Consider the following 18,746-nt stretch of genomic DNA (forward strand, 5'->3'; position numbering starts at 1 on the left):
CGCAACAAGGGCAGGGTGGGGTGCGGCGTTTCCAGGGTATCCCAAAACTGAAGGATTTGGGGCGTGTCGCGATTGCGCGGCGCGGCTCCGAACAACGCGATGTCTGCGGCCTTTGCGGCCGGTGGTGTCGCGGTGTCTGAAACCAAAAACACAAAACAAAAAGAAACCAAACTCTCCGCCTTTGCGCGGAGTTTATGAAAAATGAAAACTGTCAATAAACTCGCGGCTGTGCTCAGCCTCGCACTCGTTGGAGCCGTCTCCTCATCCTCCGTCCTCAGGGCGGAGGCAACTGATCCGGGGGCTTACATCGCATCGTATCGTTCGCACAAACCTGAATTCCCCGCGCCCGTCAGGGTCGTGGCGCCGTCATCCGCGCTTCTGGCCGGGGATGAAAACGATGGCAGTGTCGATGTGACATTTGTCGTCAATGCCAAGGGCAGGCCGACGGCCATCACCGTGGCCTACGCTTCGGACGAGGCGCTGGTCGGTCCGGTGGTTGAGGCCGTGGAGCGCTGGAAGTTCACGCCGGCGATTCGTGAAGGCGTGCCCGTGGCAACAAAGGTGATGCTGCCGGTGCGCTTCACGATCGCGGCGGACAACTGAGCGCGCCGTTTGATGTGTCATTAAACAGGGCCGCCGCCCGCAATTACGCGGGCGGCGGCTTTGTTGTTTTTAGAGTTGTTTGAAGCGCGCGGCATTTACTTTTTCTGCGGCGGCTCGGAGGCGAGCGCCGCCAGGACCTCGCGCAGGCGCGCGGCTTGCACGGCGTCTACGATGAGGTAGTAGTTGTTGCCGTTTTTGTCGGCGACGAACTTTGTGTGGCCGTCGGGGCCGAATTCGACGTTGCCTGCGGGCGAGAGCGAAAAATAACCGCGGTCCTTGCCGGGCCACACGGCGTAGGCCACCGAGGTGAGATCCCAGCAGGGGCGTTCGTGCGGCGTGGGGTTGTAGGCTTGGTAGGCTTGCTGGACGGGGTGGTTTTTCACGTAGCGGTAATCGTTGTCGATGCTCCATGCGGGATAGAGCACGGCCTTGCCGATTTCAAAGCCGCTCCACACGATGGGGGTCGGCCAGCCCGCGACGAGTTTGCGCGCGGCGGGCACATCCCAGCGCACGTTGAACTCGGGCTTTTTCTTGTTGCGGGTGTCCTGTGGAAATTGCCCCGCCATGATCGAGAGAATCTTCACTTTTTTGCGGACAAGTTCCTTGCCCGAAAGGGGCGAGATGGCGTCCGGGCCGGATTCGAGCAGACGGGCGAGATTTGTGGAAAAACCAACTTGCACCATGACGATTTCGCGATCGCCGGCGGAGGCCAGCACGCGGCGTATCAAGTCAACCGATTTCGGCGCCTTGGCGGCGTTGAACTTGGCCGGATAAAGCAGCTTGCCCTTGCTGTCCTTGTAGGCGGCGACCTTCAGATACTTGCTTTCGGGAACGGCGACGGGGGCGTCGGGCGTGACTCCGATAGGAATGTTCGGCCTGCCGTAAAAGGTGTTCACCGCGGCGACAAATTGCCCCGCGTCGGGTGTCGGATAGGTGAGCGTGACGGCGAGCAGTTCGCTCTCGCCGCGGTTTTGCAACGAATGGAGCATGGCGAGCGCGAGCGCGTCATCGACATCGTTGCCCATGTCGGTGTCGAAGATGATTTTCACGGGCTTGCCCGGCTCGACGGAGTAATCCAAGGCGGACGCGAGGTTCGCCAGTAACAATGAGGACGCAATCGCTGCGATGATGAGGTTTTTCATAGGGAATAATCGTGTGGATTTTTGGGAGAGAAGACAAAAACGGCACCAATTGAAGGGCTTCCGAAATACGGGATTGGATTGGCAATGAGAAGAAATATGTCATTCGTGTCAACACAATCGTTTGCGCAGATTGTTTTGAATCATAATTAGCTGTGAATTAATTATTTATAATAAAATCAAAGGAATTTTTCATTTATCCGATATCAGAAGTGCGCATGGATTAACCTGTGATGTGAAACCGAAAACCTGATTTGTTAACCCGTATCTATATAATATTCAGCGAATTATTTTTTCATTGACGGTCATTCTGAAATGAACTCTAACGATTGCGCAAAACCAGCAAGCCCCCACCCTCGCATTTGTCTTTGTTATCAACTTAATCCGTTTTCGTGGAATGAATTCCAGACCTCGCAACTCCCTGAAGCTCATCTCGGAAAAGTTTGGCGTTTCGCCAACCACGGTTTCGCGTGTGCTCAGCGGACAGGCCCAGAAATACCGGATCAGTCCCGAAACCGAAAAAGCGATCAAGGACTTCGCCGCGAAGGAAAACTTCACTCCAAATCCGATCGCGAAAGGCCTGCGTCTCAAAAAAACGCACACCATCGGCCTGATAATTCCCGACATCGCCAATCCCTTTTTCGCCGGCATCGCCAGCCAAGTCGTCAACGTGGCGCGCACGCACGGTTACTCAATCGTGCTTTGCGACAGCGAGGAAAACCCCGCGCTTGAAAAGCAGTCCATCGAGTTGCTCTGGGCGCGGCAGGTTGACGGCATGATTCTTTGCCCGGTCGGCCAGACGCCGGATTACCTCGAACGCTACGCGCGCGAGCAACGCCCGCTGGTGCTGGTCGATCGCGTCTTCCCCGGCCTCGGCCTGCCCTATGTGAGCGCGGACAATTTCACCGGCGCGAAAAACGCCACCGCGCACCTGCTCGACAACGGCCACCGCCGCATCGCCTGCCTGCAGGGCATGGTCGGCACCGCGCCCAGCGAGGCGCGCGTCGGCGGCTACACCGCCGCGCTCAAGGAGCGGGGCGTTCCCTTTGATCCGCGCCTTGTCGTCGGCGATTCCTTTGGCGAGCAAAGCGGCTACCTCGACACCAAGCTCCTCATCCGCGCGACCCCCGACATCACGGCGATCTTCGCCATGAGCAATCTTCTCGCGCTCGGCGCCCTGCGCGCCTTGCGCGAGGAAAACCGCAGCGTGCCCGGGGACATTTCGGTGATCGCCTTCGACGACCAGCCCTATCTCGCGCACCTTTCCCCGCCGCTCACGACCGTCGCGCAGCCGCACCTCGAAATGGGCGCCGCTGCCGTCAAGCTCCTCCTCGACGAAATGCGCGCCCCGTCGAGCGCGACGAAAAGCGGCCTGTATCTGCCCACCTCGCTCGTCATCAGGCAGTCAGTGCGAAAACTGGATTAATATAAATTAGTATAAAATAATATAAACGCCCGCGCCGCGCGTCCTGTCGTTCGTCCCGTCTCAATTTTCCGCCGTTATTGTCCAATATCAAACCTGCAAAACAAAAATATAAACCCAAAATATAAAACATCATGCTAACAATACAATCATACCCCGTCGCGGTGATCCTGTGCTTCGTGACCATGCTCTGCTGGGGATCGTGGGGCAACACCCAGAAACTCGCCAGCCGTGAATGGAAATACCAGCTATTCTACTGGGACTACGGCCTCGGCGTGCTGCTCTCCGCGCTCGTCATGGCATTCACCATCGGGAGCATCGGCTCCGAGGGGCGCGGCTTCCTCGCCGACATCTCGCAGGCCGGCACCAACCACATGGCGCTCGCGTTTCTCGGCGGCGTTTTGTTCAACCTTTCAAACATCCTGCTCGTCATCGCAATCGACATCGCCGGCCTCGCCGTCGCGTTTCCGATTGGCGTCGGGCTCGCGCTGGTCGTCGGCACGCTGCAGACCGCCTTCTTCCGCCCCGGCGAGGTTGGCAACGCCACGCAACTCTACATCGGCGTCGCGCTTGTCGCCGTCGCCATTGTTCTCAACGCCCTCGCCTACAAAAAACTCATGGCCGCCAAGAGCGGCGGCGGCAAGTCCGGCGGCTCCGCGTTTGGCATTGTGATCTCCGTCGTCGCCGGCCTTCTCATGGGCGGCGGTTTCTTCGGCCTCGTTTCCAAGGGCATGATTCAAAACTTCGCCGCACCCGAGCCCGGCCTGATGACGCCCTACACCGCGCTCGTTGTGTTCGCGCTTGGGCTCTTCCTCTCCAACTTCGTCTGGAACACCATCGCCTCCAAAAAACCCGTGCGCGGCGAACCCGTGCCCGTGAGCGACTACTTCACCAAGGGCAATCTCCGCCTGCACGCCGTCGGCGTCCTCGGTGGCACGGTTTGGAACATCGGCATGGCGTTCAGTCTCATCGCAGCCTCCGCCGCCGGCGCCGCCCTGTCCTACGCGCTCGGCCAGTGCGCCACGATGGTCGCCGCCGTCTGGGGTGTGTTCATCTGGAAGGAATTCAAGGGCGCGCCCAAGGGCACCTCCCCGCTCCTCGCCGCCATGTTCATCACCTTCTTCATCGGCATCGCATTCCTCGTCATTTCAAAACTCTAAAGCCGTTTTTTGACCGCACGGATATGCACGGATCAATGCCGCGGGACGCCGCTTGCGCCGCCCGGTTTGTCATCCGTGCCAACCCGAGCAATCCGTGGTCAAAATAAAACTTCAACGCCATTTTCCCAATATGAAAAAACCTCGCATCCTCGTTGTCGGCAGCTCCAACACCGACATGATAATAAAAGTCGGACGCATTCCGCGTCCCGGTGAAACGCTCATCGGCGGCCGGTTCGTGACCGCCGCCGGAGGCAAGGGCGCCAACCAAGCCGTTGCCGCCGCGCGCGCCGGAGCCGACGTCACCTTCGTCGCCCGCGTGGGCCGCGACATGTTTGGCGACCGGACTCTCGCGGGACTCAAGGCCGACAAAATCAACACGCGCCACATCCAGCGCGACCCGAAAGCGCCCTCGGGTGTCGCGCTCATCTTCGTGTCCGAGTCCGGCGAAAACAGCATTGCCGTCGCCTCGGGGGCCAATGAAAAACTGCTCCCGAAAGACGTTCAAAACGCCGAGGCCGCCTTCAAGAACGCCGACATGCTCGTGACGCAACTCGAAAACCCGGTTTCGTCGATCACGGCCGCCGCGCGCCTTGCGAAAAAGCACGGCGTGCCCGTCATATTAAATCCCGCCCCGGCGCCCGCCGCGCCGCTTCCGGCCTCGTTGCTCAAGCTCGTATCGATCATCACGCCCAACGAAACCGAGGCCGAGTTTCTTTCCGGCATCAAGGTCACCGACACCGCCAGCGCCGAGGCCGCCGCCCGCGTGATCATGGGCAAGGGCGTGAAAAACGTGATCATCACGCTTGGCTCAAAAGGCGCGTATCTGTGCAACGCCGAAACGAGCAAACTCGTCCCCGTCCGCAAAGTGAAGGCGGTGGACACAACTGCCGCCGGCGACACCTTCAACGGCGCGCTCGCTGTCGCGTTGAGCGAAGGCCGGTCATTGGCCGACGCGGTGTGTTTCGCCAACGCCGCCGCGACAATCTCCGTCACCCGTCTCGGCGCCCAACCCTCCGCGCCCACACGCGCCGAGATCGAGCGCCTGATGCGGAAAAAATAAGCGAACGCCTTCAGACATTCAAGGTAGGGCAAAGCCTCCGGCTGAGCCGAAAATGCGAACGGCTCACCGGGACGGTTCGCCCTACCTCAAAATGCGACAAAAAACGCGCCAGCTTGTAGGGGCGCACCTCGCGTGCGCCCTCGTCTGCGCACGGGGGCGGGTTGGAATTAAACGCTGTTGTCGTCGAAATCGCGCTTGCGCCGGAGCGGCTGCGTCCCGCTGCCGGACGCGTGCAACGCAAGCGCCCCTCGCGCATCTGGTTTTCGAACCCATCGGAGTGATGATGCGCCAAAAGGCGGGCCCGCTGATCGAATCTTATTTCTGCTGGTCCAGCTTTTTTACTCCGCCAAATAAGCAACCACTTTGATGTCCTTCAGTAAATCCACAACCGCATCGGCAATACATCCGTTGAGATCCTGAATTACCTGGCCGCTGCCATGGCGAACGACTTTCTCAATCTTCTCCGAGCCACCTAATACGGCGGTATATCTCAGTTCACTTTTCCACCACATCATCTGGTATTCGCTTTTTAAATAAGTCACTTGGATTTCTATGGTCTTGGGTTTGCCTGCGGTCTTGGTTTGCGTGTTCTTCGCCAATTCTTTTTTTGCCTGATCAACCATCAGTTGGGTTATGTCTTTATAGTTCGACGTCAGGTTGACGCCGATAAATTCGTAAACACGCACTTTATTAGTTTCTGATAGGCCATTAATTATGGATGTGTCGCCCGCGACACTAAGCAATGGGATCACCCCGTCTCTGAGCTTATATTCCGTTGGCGTATATGGCCGGGTGCCGCATCCGGACAGGCAGATTATTGCGACGAGGAGTATTATTGATAACTTGGGGTTCATGATGAGATTTTTTGTGAATGCTACAGAGGGGCCCGCGCAGACAAACGTTTTTGTATTCAAGATTTTCTACTATGCGCGTTGGATCTCGCGTTCTGTCAGCCTCTTTTTTCTTTCCATTTGTGGGTTTGGAAGTATTCATAAGAAGAGAAATAAATTTCCCCTTCGGTTTTTTCGCTGCGACATTTGGGGCAGCCTGAATGCAAAAAACTACCGCCGCAGTCACACTCTGGTAAGGGCGTGTTATCATATCCCGATTGCAGCCATACATCCCCGCAAGAATTACAGATTGCAGGCATGCGATCATCGAAGCCCGATTGCCTTAAGCCCGCGTAATTCACTCCACAGTTGGCACATATGTAACGAACGGCGCAATTGAATGGCCCGCGCAAGGCCACAAGCTCTCGCCATTCGGGTTCAGCAAACATTTGTAACGTGTCATCCGTGGCATAGTGGGCGATTTTTTGGGCAAGATTAGCAATTAGTGAAAGTGTATCAGTTCGGCCTGGATAAAATGAAAAAGCTCCTTTCCATTCTTCATAAGCATTGAAGAGACAATAACCGTCATCAAGTGTCGTTTTAAAAGCATCAAGCAAATCCCGGGCGGTGGAATCACCCTCTAGGTGCCGCTTGGTGAGGTCAGCGAACACTTTTGTTTTATCGAGATTCATTTTTTGGAATACGGCTTTTTAGCCGCGAGTGTTGCCCCTCCGAAAAGAATCGGAGGGGTTTGCCGCTTACACGATCTTCAGCTTCGGCAGATCCTGGCCGTCGATCACGCCGACGGGGCGGGCTTTTTTGTCAACCACGATGAGATCGTCGATCTTGTGCTTTTCGAAAAGGCGCATGGCCTCGACGCTCAGGGCGTTTTCATCAATGACCTTCGGCGTGCGCGTCATGAACTTGGAGACGGGCTTGGACAGGAAATTGTTGCCGGTGAGCGCGGCGCGGCGGAAATCGCCGTCGGTGAGGATGCCCGCGAGCTTTTTTGTCTTCGGGTCGATGATTGCGATGCAGCCGGACTTGGCGGCGGTCATGGCGAGGATGGATTCCTGGAGCGTGCCGTCGGCCGTGATGAGCGGGAGGCGGTCGCCGGTGCGCATGATGTCCTTCACCTTGAGCAGCAGCAGGCGTCCGAGGTTGCCGGCGGGATGGCGCAGGGCGAAATCCTCGCGCGTGAAGCCGCGCGTTTCGAGGAGCACCATGGCGAGCGCGTCGCCGAGGGCCATGGCCGCGGTGGTGCTGGCGGTGGGGGCGAGCTCGAGCGGGCAGGCTTCGCGGGGCACGCGATAGAGCAGGCGGCAGTCGGCGTGACGCGCGATGTCGGAGTCGGCAAAACTGGTGAGCGCGAGGATTTTCAGGCCGAAGCGTTTCAGGGCGGGAATGATGCGGAGGATTTCCTCGGACTGGCCGGAGTTGCTGATGAGGAAGGCCATGTCGCCCTCGGCGCAGATGCCGAAATCGCCGTGGAGCGCCTGCGTGGGATCAAGAAAGCAGGAGACGATGCCGGTGCTGTTGAAAGTGCCCGCGAGTTTTTGGGCGATGTGCGCGGATTTGCCCACGCCGGAGAAGATGAGCTTGCCGCCGTTCGCGGCGGTGTCGCCCACCATGCGGGCGCAGACGGCGAACTCCTCATCGAGTGCGACGGCGGTTGCCTTGAGCGCATCCATTTCGGTGCGAATGCAGGCGCGGGCGCGGGAAAGGGCGGTTTTTGTGGAAAGTGTCATTGATTTGAATTGTCTCTGCCGGTTTGTTGCAAAAATTACGAAGGAGTTTATTGTCGTTCAAATCCTTTTCCGTCTAGCTTTTCAAGATGAGATCCCGCCGGTCCCTGTTTTCCGTGTTTTTTTGCCTGTGCGCCGCGCTGCTTTTGGCGGCGGGATGCTGGCGCGCGGAGAGCACCGCGGAAGTGGCGGAGGTTGACGATCCGGAATACAGAAAGGCGAAGGAAATGGTCAGGCAGGGGCGCACATCGGAGGCGCTGGCCACGTATGACCGGGTGCTCGTCAAGCGCGGGCTCAACAATGCGCCGGAGACGCACCTGGACATGGCAATCATTTACCAGCAGCAAGTGCGCGACTACCTGACGGCGATTTTTCATTACCAAAAATACCTGGCCATAATGCGGAACTCGCCGCAGAGCGCGATGATCAAGCAGCGGATCGACGCGGCAAAGCGCGACTACATGAGCACGCTGCCCGGGCGGCCCTCGCTGGATTTGTCCGGGGCGTCCCCGGATTACGCCGAGACAATCAAGCGGCTTCGCGCGCAAAACGAACGCCTGCGCGCCGACCTCGCCGTGGCGCAAGCAGCGGCGGCGCGCGTTCCCATAAACACGACCCATCAGACAACGGGGCGCGTCGTGGCGGCGGAGAATCCGATCATCGTCACATCGCAGAACACGCAGTTTTCCCAAGCCGCGCCAGTCGCGACCCAGCAGCCCGTCGCGCAGCCGCAGGGCACCGCGCACGCGGCGCCGACAACCGTATCGCAACCGGCGCCGCAGCCGCAACAGGCCGCGCCCGCGCGCCGGCACGTGGTGCGCCAGGGTGACAGTTTATACAATATCGCGCGGCAGCATTACGGCTCGGCGCGCAACGCGCAGGTGGATGCGATTGTGAACGCCAACCGCGACCAGCTCCAGTCGCGCAACACGCCGCTGCGCGTGGGAATGGAATTGCGCATTCCCTGAGGCAGTTTTTTATCGCCAATCGACGCCAACCAACATGAATGGATGCAAATGAACTCGAACAATCATAACGAAGGATTAAGCGCGAAAAAATGCGGGCGGGGCTTTTTCCGCGCGGGCGTGCTGGCGCTTGTTGCGGCGGTGTGCGTGTTGATGTCGGGCTGCCAGTCGTTCCGCGCCTGGGGCGAATCGGGCAACAGCACGGGGACAACCGGCGGCGGAAGCCTGTCGATTCCGCTCGGAAAAAAGCGATAGTCGGGGAAACAAAACACAAAGGGCGGGAGACGGAAAACCAGAGGCCGGACACCCTGTCCGAAGTCTGTTTTTTCACCACTCCCCGCTCACTTTCCGTTATTCCCATTTGTCATGACTTCCCGTGAACGATTTCTCGCCGCGTGCGCCTCGCAACCGTTGTCGCGCCCGCCAGTGTGGGTGATGCGGCAGGCGGGGCGTTATCTGCCGGAATACCGCGAGCTGAAGGCGCGTTCGTCGTTTCTTGAAATGGTGCGCACGCCGGAGCTGGCGACGGAGGTCACCTTGCAGCCGTTGAAACGGTTTCCGGGGCTGGACGCGGCGATTTTATTTTCCGACATCCTGGTGATTCCCGAGGCGCTCGGGCAGGCGTATGCGTTTCGCGAGGGCGGGGGAATTGAAATGGCGCGTCGGATTGAATCGCGAGCGGACATTGACGCGCTTGCGCCGGCGGAGGCCGTGCCCGAGCGGCTTGTGTATGTGGACGGCGCGCTGCGTTTGCTCAAGGGCGAGCTGGCGTCGGACGGCAAGGCGCTGCTCGGTTTCGGCGGTTCGCCGTGGACGCTGGCGGCGTATATGCTCGAGGGCGGAAGCTCGGACGATTTTGCGCGCGCGAAACAGCTTTATTACACGGACCGCGGCGCGTTTGAGGCGCTGATGCGCAAGCTCACGGACGCGCTGATTACGTATTTCCGGATGCAGATCGCGGCGGGGGCGGACGCGATTCAGATTTTCGACTCGTGGGGCGGAATCATCGCGGCGCATGACTACGAATATGTATCCTTAAAATGGATACGCGAGATCGCGGCGGCGTTGCCCCCGGATTTTCCGGTGATTTTGTATGCCAGGGGCGCGGCGGCGCAGCATGGCGCGCAGGCGAAGTCGGGTGTTCGCGTGTTGAGCGTGGACTGGACGGTGAACCTGGCGGCGCTGCGGCGCGGATTGCCGGCGGGCGTGGCGCTGCAGGGCAACCTTGATCCGGCGCTGATGCAAATGCCTCCGGAGATTGTGCGCGATGAGGCGGTGCGCTTGCTGTGCTCGATGCGCGGGTTGCCGGGCGGGCATATTTTCAACCTTGGGCACGGCATCACGCCGTCCGCCAAAATCGAGTGCATGCACGCGCTGGTGGACGCGGTTGTTGAATTCGGGGAGGTCGGGGGAAAGGCTGAAGGGCTGAAGGGCTGAAGCGTGAGGGGGGAAATAAAAAAAGCGCGCTGGAATTCCGGCGCGCTTTTTGTTTGAGTGTGTTTGCGTGCGCTGCGTGTTCGCTTAGCGCGAGAGCCAGCCGCCGTCCACGGCGAGGGTGTGGCCGTTGATGTAGTCGGAGGCGGGCGAGGCGAGGAACACGACCGTCGTCATGAGGTCCTCGGGCGTGCCCCAGCGGCCGGCGGGGATGCGGTCGAGGATCGCCTTGTTGCGCTCCGGGTTCTCGCGAATCGGGCGCGTGTTTTCCGTGGCGATGTAGCCGGGGGCGATCGCGTTGGCGCAGATTTTGTGCGGGGCCAGTTCGTTGGCCATGAGCATCGTGAGGCTCTTGATGCCGCCTTTCGACGCCGCGTAGCCGGGGACGAGGATGCCGCCCTGGAACGAGAGCATCGAGGCGATGTTGATGATCTTGCCGCCCTGGCCTTGCGCGACCATCTGCTTGGCGACGGCCTGGCTGAGGAAGAAGGGCGTGGAGAGGTTGATCGCGATGACGTCGTTCCAGTTTTTCGCGCTGTGCTCGGTGAAGGGTTCGCGGCGGATGATGCCGGCGTTGTTCACGAGGATGTCAACGCGGCCGAGTTTTTGCACGACTTCGGCGACGATGCCGGGAGCGGCTTCGTCACCCTTGGAGAGGTCGGCGGTGATGCTGACGCTCTTGCGGCCGAGGGCGGCGATTTTCGAGGCGGTTTCATCCATCGGGATGACGTCAACGAGCGCCACGTCCGCGCCGGCTTCGGCGAGGGCGAGGGCGTAGCCTTGGCCAATGCCGCGGGCGGCACCGGTGACGATGGCGACTTTTCCGTCGAGTTTGAAGAGATCGAGTAATTTGCTCATGGAATATTATTTTGGTTGGTTGATGGGAGAGGGAGTTTTGCTTAGCGCATGTCCTTGATTTCGACGGCGTCCATGTCCTCGAACTTTTGGTTGTCGCCGCCCATGGCCCAGACGAAGCGGTAGGCGGCGGTGCCGCAGCCGGAGTGGATCGACCAGCCGGGGGAGAGGACGACGTCGCGATCCTGCACCATGATGTTGCGGGTGCGGTTGGGCTCGCCCATGAGGTGCACGACCATCTGGTCCTGCGGCACGTCGAAATAGAGATAGACTTCGGTGCGGCGGCTGTGGACGTGCGAGGGCATGGTGTTCCAAACGCTGCCGGTTTCGAGCGTGGTGCAGCCCATGACGAGCTGGCAGCTCTTGATGCCGCCCTCGAGCTGGTGAATGTAACGGCGGATGACGCGCTTGTTGGCGTTGACCGGGTCGCCGATGGGCGGGGTCTTGATGTCCTCGCCGCGGAGAACGGCGGTCGGATACTTCATGTGGGCGGGCGTGCTGATGCAGTAGAATTGGGTGTCGCCGGAGAAGGTGACGTCCTGTTCGCCGAGGCCGATGTAGAGGCAGTCGAGGTGGCCGAGCTCGTATTTGTTGCCGCCGACGGTGACGGTGCCAGGCGTCTTGGTGATGTTAAGGATGCCGATTTCGCGGCGCTCGAGGAAGTAGGACGAGCCGATTTCCTTGTAGTTGCCGAGCTTGAGGGGCGCGCCGGCGGGCTGCACGCCGACGACAACCATGCGGTCGAGGTCGGTGTAGTGGGCGATGATCTGGCCGGGCTGGAAAATGCTCTGGATGAGATAGGTGTCACGGAGCTGCTCCGTGGTCATGCTGTTGGTGGTGTCCGGGCTGGCGGAATAGTGGAGTTTCATGGTTTTATGTTTATGGTTTATTGCGGGTTTACTGGTCTAAAGTCGGAAAAGATTAACGCCAACGATGTAAAGGGTCGACGCAATCAGTCAGTTCGATTTTGCAACGATAGCAGGGAAAACGCGACGCAAGGGCATGGCTTTTCCGAGCGCGACGCAAGGGCATGGCTTTTCCGAGCGCGTCGCGAGGACGGGCGGAGGGGCGGCGAGGGTTTTCATGAGTGTGAGCAAAATGAACAAGGAGAATGATAAAAATGCAAAAACGGACACGAGCAACATGCGTCCCCGAGCCAACACCGATTGCTTGGAAAAACCAAGCGCGAAAAGCCGTGGGGCAGGACATGTTTCAACCGGCGGCGGGTTCCGTCCGCGCAAACACCGGCAGTCGGCAGGAGGCCGCTGTCACTTTCCGCTGAGCATGTCCTTGGCGCTGTCGAGCGTGCGTTTTTCCTCGTCGGTCAGCGAGGCGAATCCCTGGCTGTTGATCTTGTCGAGAATGCGATCGACCTCGGCGCGCAGATCGGCGCGGCTGGTGATGTTGACCGTGTATTTGGGCGTGACGACCGCGGCGGGCTTTTTCTTTTTCTGGAGCCATTCGGGCAGCGCGGACTCGCGGGCTGCCTCGCTCCTGCGCCAGGCCCGCTTGTGGATGAGGAAATAATAACAGACCGCCACGATTATGCCGCCGACGTGCGCCGAGTAGGCGACGGAAATGTCGGTGTGCCTGCCGGGGATTTCGAGAAACAACAGGCCGCAGAGGTCGAGCGTGGCGGCGGCGATGGCCAGGTATTTCGGGCGGATGGAAACCGGTATGATGAAGAACAGCAAAACCGTGATTTTGTTGTTCGGATAAAAGCACGCGAAGAGAATCAGCAGCGCGAGCGAGATGCTGCTCGCGCCGATGAGCGTATAATACTGGTGGTGGAAATTGACGGCGAGCCACATCAACCCGCCGCCCGCCGCCGCCGCGACGCAGAACCAGGCGAACCGTTTGTTGCCAAGCAGCGGAAGCACCTCGCGCCCCATGAAGTAAATCGTGATGCCGTTCACGAGCAGGTGCAGCCAGTTGCCGTGAAGCAATGTGTAGGTGACGAGCGTCCAGGCGCGGCCCTTGACGAACAGGCCCGGCACAAGCGCGGCGGCCTGTGTGAACGCGCCCTCCCCGCCGGGCACGAGTCGCTCAAAAACCGATTGTATGATAAAGCCCGCGCCGATTGCGCACAACAGCCACACCAGCGTGCTGGTTTGCTGGCGGTTGTTCCTGTGGTTGTCGCGAACGTATGATCTGTCTGAGAATGCCATCGGAAAGTGAATCGCTGTCTTGGCGGAGAGGCTGCAAAACTTGCCCGATAAGCCGGCAAACACAAGCACTCGTCCGTGAAAATTTGCGGGCGGATGCGCGTGTTTTTGCGCCCACGGGACAAATGAGCTAACTTGACAGCGCGAAGTTTTCGTTTTGTTTGCCTGTCATCATGGCAAACAAAGACGATAAATGGCCCTCCAATGTTCCCGGTAAATTCTATGTCGACCAGCAATGCATCGACTGCGACCTGTGCCGCGAGACGGCTCCCGCGTTTTTCGCGCGCAGCGATGAGGGCGGATACTCCTACGTGCAAGCGCAGCCGGCGACCGAGGAAGACACGGCGCTGTGCATGGAAGCCCTCGAGGGCTGCCCGGTCGAGGCCATCGGCAACGACGGCGAATAAGCGCGCGACAAGGATCTCTTATTTTCTCGAAGCCACCGATAAGATCGGTGGCTTTTTTGTAGGTTGCGCAAAGCCGGATGACGAGGCAGATTGCCACCAAAAATCAACCCGGCCCCAATCATGCACTGTCATAAAGCACACATCGGTTTCGGCGTTTTATGTGCTCGATCAAATACGCCGGTGCGGCATCTGGAGAGTGACGATACAACCGCGCAATCCTGACGCATCACGCCCGTAGGGACGGTATTTTGCGTTTGCCCCTACATTTCCGGCTGCGCGGGGATTTGGTCGGGGTGTTTTTCGAAATACTTTTTTAGCACGTAGCCCGCGATCGGGGCGGCTTTGGCTCCGCCGCCGAGTTCTTCGCCGGGGATGTTGCCTTCGAGAACCACGGCGATTGCAATGCTCGGGTTTTCCGCGGGCGCGAAACCTATGAACCACGCGAGGTTGATGATGCCGCGCTTGCCATCCACCCACACTTCGCGCTGGGCGGTGCCGGTTTTTCCGGCGATGTCGAGATAACCAAGATTGAGCGCCTTGAAGCGCGGATTGGTGAGCATCCGGCCGGAACCGGTTTTCATGGTCTCGCGCATCGCATCGACGAGCGCGTGGCGCTGTTCAGGCGTCAGCCCGATGGGTTCGGTGCGCTGGCGCGTGCGGTTGGGGTCGTGCAATATCGTGGGCGTGGTGCGGGTTTCGTTGCGCGCAACCGAGGCGGCGAAACCCGCCATCTCCAAGGGCGTGACGGTGATTTCGCTTTGACCGATTGCCAGCGTGACGGTGTCGCCGCCGGTCCATGGCAGGCCGCGTGCGCGGCGCTGGATCGGGTCGGGTATGTTCCCCTTGCCCTCGCTGGGAAGCTCGATGCCGGTGCGTTGGTCGAGTCCGAAGCGGCGCGCTTCGTCGGCGATGGGTTGCGCGCCGAGGACGAGGCTTTCGCGATAAAAAAAGATGTTGCAGCTCTTGGCGATCGCGTCGCGAAAACTCATTTCGCCGCGCATGCTGTGGTTGTTGCAGACAAAGTTCCGGTTGCCGACGCGGAGTATGCCGTCGCAATAATACTCGGTGTCCGGCTTGAGCACGTTGTGCCGGAATCCGGCGATGGCGTCTATGATTTTGAATGTGGAGCCGGGTTGATAACCGCCGGCGATGGCGAGGTTGAACCATGCGCGCTGTGTGTTCATCTTGTCCACCGTTTCCTGGCTGAGGCGCGGGAAAAAGTCGTTGGGGTTGTAGCCGGGGTTGCTGGCAAGCGCGAGGACTTCGCCGGTGGGCACGTCGAGCGCGACCACGGCGCCGCGATAGCCGTCGTTGTCGATGTCGCCGAGTTGCGTCTCGGCGACTTTTTGCAGGTCGATGTCGAGGCTGGTGACGATGCTTTGTCCCTGGACGGCGCGCTGGTGCTCGAGCGGGGGCTCGATGCGGTAGCCCGCGGGATCGACGCGGTAGATGGTGTAGCCGGGCTTGCCCTGGAGGTGTTCGTTGAATCTTAGCTCGAGTCCGTCGCGTCCCGTGGTGCCGCGCATTTTGAAAGTGGTCAGGTTTTCGCCGGGGAAGCCCTCGGCGTCGAGGTCGTCGCTGGAGCGGATATAGCCGAGCACGTGCGCGGCGGCGCTGCCGTGCGGATAATAACGGATGCTGCTGGCGGTGAGCCGGAGCGGCGAGTTGACGGGCAGTTGCTCGGCGAGGCGCGCGTATTCCCCGGGTGTGAGGTCGTCGATCAGCGTGTAGGGGATGAGCAACTGCTGGTTGAAATGGCGCTGGAAGCGCGTGGCGTTCACCGCCTCGTCGCGTCCGGTGATTTCGTTTATCCGGTCGAGGTAGCGTTGCATGACCGCGTAGCGCGCAATGATCCAAAGCTGCCTGGACGAGGGTATGTTTTTGTCGTCCGCCTCGCGGTAGTTGCGGCGCGTGATGAGGTAGGCGCGGCGGAACTCGGCGCGGAGTTCGTCGAGGTTTATGGTGACGGCGTAGCGGGCGAGGTTGCCGACGAGCAGGCGGCCTTCGCGATCGTAAATGTTGCCGCGCGGCCCGGGCGTGAGAATGCGGCGCAGGCTTTGGATTTTTTCGCTTTCCGCGTATTCGTTGGTCTTGAAGAGCTGCTGGTAGGCGAACCCGATGGCGACGATGAGCAGGAGGATGCCGATGGTGGGATAAAAAATGACAATGCGCTTGTCGTAGGTTTTGTGGATCTCAACGAGCGTGCCGGAGCGCGGGTCTGTCTTGTCGGGCGGCTGCATTTTTTAGTCGTGCGCGGAGAGGCCGAGCTGCATGTGCGCGTTGATGCCGGCGAGTTCGAGGGCGCGTGTTTGCAGCGCGATATACCACGGCGCGATCAGCGCCACAAGCGCGCTCGAAAGCACGAGGTTCACAAGCAGCGTGTAGAGGACGCCGGTTTGCACGGGGCCGCGAATCGCAAAGGCGATCGCGATCACGACAAACAGGATGGCGTTGGCGCTCACCGCGGCGATCACGCCCGAGGCGGTGTCGACGCGCGGCGTGCGTCCGCGCACTCGGTGAATAATCACGCCCGCCAGCAGAAAAAGCGCCGCGTGCATGCCGAAGGGCACGGCCGACGCGGCGTCGAGCCACAGGCCGAGCGGCAGCGTGATGCGCCAGATGACGCGCGACCGAAAGCGCAGCGCCGCATGGGCGACCATTAATCCGCCCGTGAAAAGATTGAGGTGCCACACGGCGAGGTAGTGGTTGATTTGCGCGGTGATCGTCCAAAGCAAGATCCCGCAGACAATCACGACAAGCGGCTGGCGGTGGAGGGAGATCATCGCGCGCCTCCCTTCGGCGGTTCATTGGGGGCGAGAGGCACGAGCACGGTGACCTCCATGAGGGAGGAGAGGCGCGAGTCGAGGCTCACCTCGGCGGATTGGAAAAGCCCGTCGCTGTCGGGCTCGAGTTTGCGTAGCACGCCGAGGGAAAGCCCCGGTGGAAACACACCGCCCAGGCCGGAGGTGACAACGCGCGGCTCCTCGCCGGGCGCGATAAAAATATCGAGCGGCACAAACTCGAGCGAGCCGGTTGCGTTCGAAAACGCCGCGCTCGAGCGTCCCTGAAAATTGACGGGGCGATGCTTGCCGTCCGTCTCAATGACAGCCGAAAGGCGCACGCCGGGGCTGCTGAGCAGATCGACGACGGATGTGTAGAGGCCCACCTCGCTCACGCGTCCCACGACACCCCCGGCAAAAATCACCGGCGAGCCGACGGTGATGCCGTAGTTGCGGCCCTTGCGAATCGTGATGCGCTGCCACCACGCGTTGTAATCGCGGCGGACCACCCGCGCGGCCTCGTGGCGGTATTCGTTAAACACGGGCAGGTTGAGCAGCGCCTCGAGCCGGGCGACTTCGTCCTCAAGCGTTTTGGCCTCCCTGATTTTGTTTTCGTAAAATGAGTTCAGTCTCGCGATTTCCTGTCCCGCCTCGATGAGGTCGTTCGGGTTGCGCGTGCGCATCGCCCAGTAATCCTGAAACGTGCGGATGGTTGCCGCGCTTACGTCGATTGGCGCTTGGAACTCAAAAAACGTGTGCCTCGCGAAGCGTTTCACGGCGAACGGCAAAAACATCCACGCCGCGAATACGATGGCGAGAACGATGAATGGTTTTGTCTGGTCGAAGCGCTTGAATTGCACGAAGAAATTTTGGATTTTGAAGTCTGGATTTTGGATTACGCGCTACCGCGCGGAAACGAAAGCGAAATCGGAGCGGAGGCCCCAAAATCCAAAATCGAGAATCGAAAATCCAAAACCGGCAAAAATGCCGTCAGACATTTTGCAGCAACCAGTTGATGTCGTTCAGCACGGCGCCGGTGCCGTTTGCGACCGCGGAAAGCGGATCCTCGGCCACGGTGACGGGCAGGCCGGTTTTGTCGCTCAACAGGCGGTCGATGCCGCGAATGAGCGAGCCGCCGCCGGCGAGCACAAAGCCGCGGTCAACGAGGTCGGCGGAAAGCTCAGGCGGGCAGCGCTCCAGTGTCGCGCGCACGGCGTCGACAATCGCGCTGATGGTGTCCGCGAGCGCGTCACGGATTTCCTGCGAGGTGATGTGGATTGTTTTCGGGAGCCCGGCGACGGAATCGCGGCCCTTCACCTCCATGTCGATTTCCTCGTCGAGCGGATACGCCGAGCCGATGCGCATTTTGATTTCCTCGGCGGTGCGCTCGCCGATGAGAAGGTTATAGGCGCGCTTCATGTAGTTGACGATCGCGCTGTCGAGTTCGTCGCCCGCGACGCGCACGGACTTTGAAAACACGACGCCCGCGAGCGAAATGATGGCGATTTCGGTCGTGCCGCCGCCGATGTCCACGATCATGTTGGCGGCGGGTTCGTCGATGGGCAGGCCGACGCCGATCGCGGCGGCCATGGGTTCGGGAATGGTGATCACCTCGCGCGCGCCGGCGCGGGACGCGGAGTCCTTCACGGCGCGTCTTTCGACCTCGGTGATGCCCGAGGGAATCGCGATGACGACGCGCGGCGGGATGCGCAGCGTGTGGATGCGCGCCTTGCCGATGAAGTAGCGGAGCATCGCCTCGGTCACGTCGAAGTCGGCGATGACGCCGTCCTTCATTGGGCGAATGGCGGTGATGTTGCCCGGGGTTCGGCCAAGCATGCGCTTGGCGTCATCGCCGACGGCGCGAACCTTGCGTGTGTTGGTGTCGAGCGCGACAACGCTTGGCTCGCGCAGAACAACGCCCTTGTCCTTCACATAGACAAGTGTGTTGGCGGTGCCGAGGTCGATGCCGATGTCGTTGGAGAAGTAACCTAAGAGGTTTGAAGCCATTTTGTAACTGTTCGTTGAAAGGTGTGTTCCGCGCATGCCGCGGGGCGATGCGTGTCCGCGACAGAAAAGAATCTTCGAGGACAGTCTCTGTCAAAGGGTAAATAAGAATAATACAAGATCATTTGCAAGAGGCCGCGCCGGTTCGCCACGCGCCTTGTTTGCACACCTCCCAT

19 protein-coding genes are annotated in these 18,746 nt (G+C 60.0%); 8 read left to right on the forward strand and 11 right to left on the reverse strand.

Going from position 1 to position 18,746, the window contains the following annotated elements; genetic code table 11:
• Positions 1-201 precede the first annotated feature (201 nt).
• Positions 202-603 carry an energy transducer TonB gene (locus CKA38_RS06530; RefSeq protein ID WP_108824762.1) on the forward strand — a complete coding sequence of 134 codons (402 nt, stop codon included), beginning with the start codon at positions 202-204 and terminating at the stop codon, positions 601-603.
• A 95-nt stretch (positions 604-698) separates the two neighbouring features.
• Here the strand turns inward: CKA38_RS06530 and CKA38_RS06535 are convergent, their stop codons facing one another.
• Positions 699-1,745: a nucleoside hydrolase gene (locus CKA38_RS06535; RefSeq protein WP_108824763.1), complete on the reverse strand. Its 1,047-nt coding sequence runs from the start codon at positions 1,743-1,745 to the stop codon at positions 699-701.
• Positions 1,746-2,139: 394 nt separating this feature from the next.
• Between CKA38_RS06535 and CKA38_RS06540 the strand changes: the two genes are divergently transcribed.
• From CKA38_RS06540 to rbsK, 3 genes are all read left to right on the forward strand, one after another.
• A complete protein-coding gene (locus CKA38_RS06540) occupies positions 2,140-3,168 on the forward strand; it encodes a LacI family DNA-binding transcriptional regulator (RefSeq protein WP_108824764.1) in 1,029 nt (342 codons plus the stop codon).
• Positions 3,169-3,299: 131 nt separating this feature from the next.
• The gene (locus CKA38_RS06545) at positions 3,300-4,325 is read left to right on the forward strand and encodes a GRP family sugar transporter (protein ID WP_108824765.1); all 1,026 of its coding nucleotides are present in this window, start codon (positions 3,300-3,302) and stop codon (positions 4,323-4,325) included.
• 130 nt (positions 4,326-4,455) lie between these two features.
• Positions 4,456-5,385 (forward strand): ribokinase, encoded by a 930-nt coding sequence (gene rbsK, locus CKA38_RS06550; protein WP_108826455.1) that lies wholly within the window; start codon positions 4,456-4,458, stop codon positions 5,383-5,385.
• Positions 5,386-5,723: 338 nt separating this feature from the next.
• Here rbsK and CKA38_RS06555 read toward each other — a convergent pair whose 3' ends face one another.
• From CKA38_RS06555 to CKA38_RS06560, 3 genes are all read right to left on the reverse strand, one after another.
• Positions 5,724-6,239 carry a hypothetical protein gene (locus CKA38_RS06555; protein WP_108824766.1) on the reverse strand — a complete coding sequence of 172 codons (516 nt, stop codon included), beginning with the start codon at positions 6,237-6,239 and terminating at the stop codon, positions 5,724-5,726.
• Between the two features lie 95 nt (positions 6,240-6,334).
• Complete coding sequence (locus tag CKA38_RS15360) at positions 6,335-6,907, reverse strand: hypothetical protein (RefSeq protein ID WP_152032708.1); 573 nt, start codon at positions 6,905-6,907, stop codon at positions 6,335-6,337.
• A gap of 66 nt (positions 6,908-6,973) precedes the next feature.
• Positions 6,974-7,963 (reverse strand): KpsF/GutQ family sugar-phosphate isomerase, encoded by a 990-nt coding sequence (locus CKA38_RS06560; RefSeq protein WP_108824767.1) that lies wholly within the window; start codon positions 7,961-7,963, stop codon positions 6,974-6,976.
• Between the two features lie 86 nt (positions 7,964-8,049).
• Here CKA38_RS06560 and CKA38_RS06565 point away from each other — a divergent pair, with 86 nt between their 5' ends.
• The 3 genes from CKA38_RS06565 (at position 8,050) to hemE (ending at position 10,362) form a co-directional block, all read left to right on the forward strand.
• Positions 8,050-8,928, forward strand: a complete 879-nt coding sequence (locus CKA38_RS06565) for a LysM peptidoglycan-binding domain-containing protein (protein ID WP_108824768.1) — start codon at positions 8,050-8,052, stop codon at positions 8,926-8,928.
• 117 nt (positions 8,929-9,045) lie between these two features.
• Positions 9,046-9,180, forward strand: a complete 135-nt coding sequence (locus tag CKA38_RS16735; RefSeq protein WP_257791572.1) for a hypothetical protein — start codon at positions 9,046-9,048, stop codon at positions 9,178-9,180.
• Between the two features lie 111 nt (positions 9,181-9,291).
• A complete protein-coding gene (hemE, locus tag CKA38_RS06575) occupies positions 9,292-10,362 on the forward strand; it encodes a uroporphyrinogen decarboxylase (RefSeq protein WP_108824770.1) in 1,071 nt (356 codons plus the stop codon).
• A gap of 84 nt (positions 10,363-10,446) precedes the next feature.
• Here hemE and kduD read toward each other — a convergent pair whose 3' ends face one another.
• From kduD to CKA38_RS06595, 3 genes are all read right to left on the reverse strand, one after another.
• Complete coding sequence (gene kduD, locus CKA38_RS06580) at positions 10,447-11,217, reverse strand: 2-dehydro-3-deoxy-D-gluconate 5-dehydrogenase KduD (protein WP_108824771.1); 771 nt, start codon at positions 11,215-11,217, stop codon at positions 10,447-10,449.
• A gap of 41 nt (positions 11,218-11,258) precedes the next feature.
• Positions 11,259-12,083: a 5-dehydro-4-deoxy-D-glucuronate isomerase gene (gene kduI / locus CKA38_RS06585; protein ID WP_108824772.1), complete on the reverse strand. Its 825-nt coding sequence runs from the start codon at positions 12,081-12,083 to the stop codon at positions 11,259-11,261.
• 399 nt (positions 12,084-12,482) lie between these two features.
• A complete protein-coding gene (locus tag CKA38_RS06595) occupies positions 12,483-13,382 on the reverse strand; it encodes a rhomboid family intramembrane serine protease (RefSeq protein WP_152032710.1) in 900 nt (299 codons plus the stop codon).
• A 170-nt stretch (positions 13,383-13,552) separates the two neighbouring features.
• Between CKA38_RS06595 and CKA38_RS06600 the strand changes: the two genes are divergently transcribed.
• The gene (locus CKA38_RS06600) at positions 13,553-13,786 is read left to right on the forward strand and encodes a ferredoxin (protein WP_108824775.1); all 234 of its coding nucleotides are present in this window, start codon (positions 13,553-13,555) and stop codon (positions 13,784-13,786) included.
• 260 nt (positions 13,787-14,046) lie between these two features.
• Here the strand turns inward: CKA38_RS06600 and CKA38_RS06605 are convergent, their stop codons facing one another.
• From CKA38_RS06605 to CKA38_RS06620, 4 genes are all read right to left on the reverse strand, one after another.
• Entirely contained in the window at positions 14,047-16,026 is a 1,980-nt protein-coding gene (locus CKA38_RS06605) for a peptidoglycan D,D-transpeptidase FtsI family protein (protein ID WP_108824776.1), read from the reverse strand.
• A gap of 3 nt (positions 16,027-16,029) precedes the next feature.
• Positions 16,030-16,569, reverse strand: a complete 540-nt coding sequence (locus CKA38_RS06610; RefSeq protein WP_108824777.1) for a hypothetical protein — start codon at positions 16,567-16,569, stop codon at positions 16,030-16,032.
• Positions 16,566-17,426: a rod shape-determining protein MreC gene (gene mreC / locus CKA38_RS06615; protein WP_236919201.1), complete on the reverse strand. Its 861-nt coding sequence runs from the start codon at positions 17,424-17,426 to the stop codon at positions 16,566-16,568. The genes CKA38_RS06610 and mreC overlap by 4 nt, the downstream gene beginning before the upstream one ends.
• Positions 17,427-17,556: 130 nt before the next feature.
• Positions 17,557-18,573 carry a rod shape-determining protein gene (locus CKA38_RS06620; RefSeq protein WP_108826457.1) on the reverse strand — a complete coding sequence of 339 codons (1,017 nt, stop codon included), beginning with the start codon at positions 18,571-18,573 and terminating at the stop codon, positions 17,557-17,559.
• Positions 18,574-18,746 lie beyond the last annotated feature (173 nt).

This window comes from Ereboglobus luteus (genome assembly GCF_003096195.1).
Lineage (GTDB): Bacteria > Verrucomicrobiota > Verrucomicrobiia > Opitutales > Opitutaceae > Ereboglobus > Ereboglobus luteus.

What these genes read in the sequence shown, in the direction of transcription:
- CKA38_RS06530 (WP_108824762.1), top strand. Translation starts at nt 202, where the DNA reads ATGAAAACTGTCAATAAACTCGCGGCTGTGCTCAGCCTCGCACTCGTT.
- CKA38_RS06535 (WP_108824763.1), bottom strand. Translation starts at nt 1,745, where the DNA reads ATGAAAAACCTCATCATCGCAGCGATTGCGTCCTCATTGTTACTGGCG.
- CKA38_RS06540 (WP_108824764.1), top strand. Translation starts at nt 2,140, where the DNA reads ATGAATTCCAGACCTCGCAACTCCCTGAAGCTCATCTCGGAAAAGTTT.
- CKA38_RS06545 (WP_108824765.1), top strand. Translation starts at nt 3,300, where the DNA reads ATGCTAACAATACAATCATACCCCGTCGCGGTGATCCTGTGCTTCGTG.
- rbsK (WP_108826455.1), top strand. Translation starts at nt 4,456, where the DNA reads ATGAAAAAACCTCGCATCCTCGTTGTCGGCAGCTCCAACACCGACATG.
- CKA38_RS06555 (WP_108824766.1), bottom strand. Translation starts at nt 6,239, where the DNA reads ATGAACCCCAAGTTATCAATAATACTCCTCGTCGCAATAATCTGCCTG.
- CKA38_RS15360 (WP_152032708.1), bottom strand. Translation starts at nt 6,907, where the DNA reads ATGAATCTCGATAAAACAAAAGTGTTCGCTGACCTCACCAAGCGGCAC.
- CKA38_RS06560 (WP_108824767.1), bottom strand. Translation starts at nt 7,963, where the DNA reads ATGACACTTTCCACAAAAACCGCCCTTTCCCGCGCCCGCGCCTGCATT.
- CKA38_RS06565 (WP_108824768.1), top strand. Translation starts at nt 8,050, where the DNA reads ATGAGATCCCGCCGGTCCCTGTTTTCCGTGTTTTTTTGCCTGTGCGCC.
- hemE (WP_108824770.1), top strand. Translation starts at nt 9,292, where the DNA reads ATGACTTCCCGTGAACGATTTCTCGCCGCGTGCGCCTCGCAACCGTTG.
- kduD (WP_108824771.1), bottom strand. Translation starts at nt 11,217, where the DNA reads ATGAGCAAATTACTCGATCTCTTCAAACTCGACGGAAAAGTCGCCATC.
- kduI (WP_108824772.1), bottom strand. Translation starts at nt 12,083, where the DNA reads ATGAAACTCCACTATTCCGCCAGCCCGGACACCACCAACAGCATGACC.
- CKA38_RS06595 (WP_152032710.1), bottom strand. Translation starts at nt 13,382, where the DNA reads ATGGCATTCTCAGACAGATCATACGTTCGCGACAACCACAGGAACAAC.
- CKA38_RS06600 (WP_108824775.1), top strand. Translation starts at nt 13,553, where the DNA reads ATGGCAAACAAAGACGATAAATGGCCCTCCAATGTTCCCGGTAAATTC.
- CKA38_RS06605 (WP_108824776.1), bottom strand. Translation starts at nt 16,026, where the DNA reads ATGCAGCCGCCCGACAAGACAGACCCGCGCTCCGGCACGCTCGTTGAG.
- CKA38_RS06610 (WP_108824777.1), bottom strand. Translation starts at nt 16,569, where the DNA reads ATGATCTCCCTCCACCGCCAGCCGCTTGTCGTGATTGTCTGCGGGATC.
- CKA38_RS06620 (WP_108826457.1), bottom strand. Translation starts at nt 18,573, where the DNA reads ATGGCTTCAAACCTCTTAGGTTACTTCTCCAACGACATCGGCATCGAC.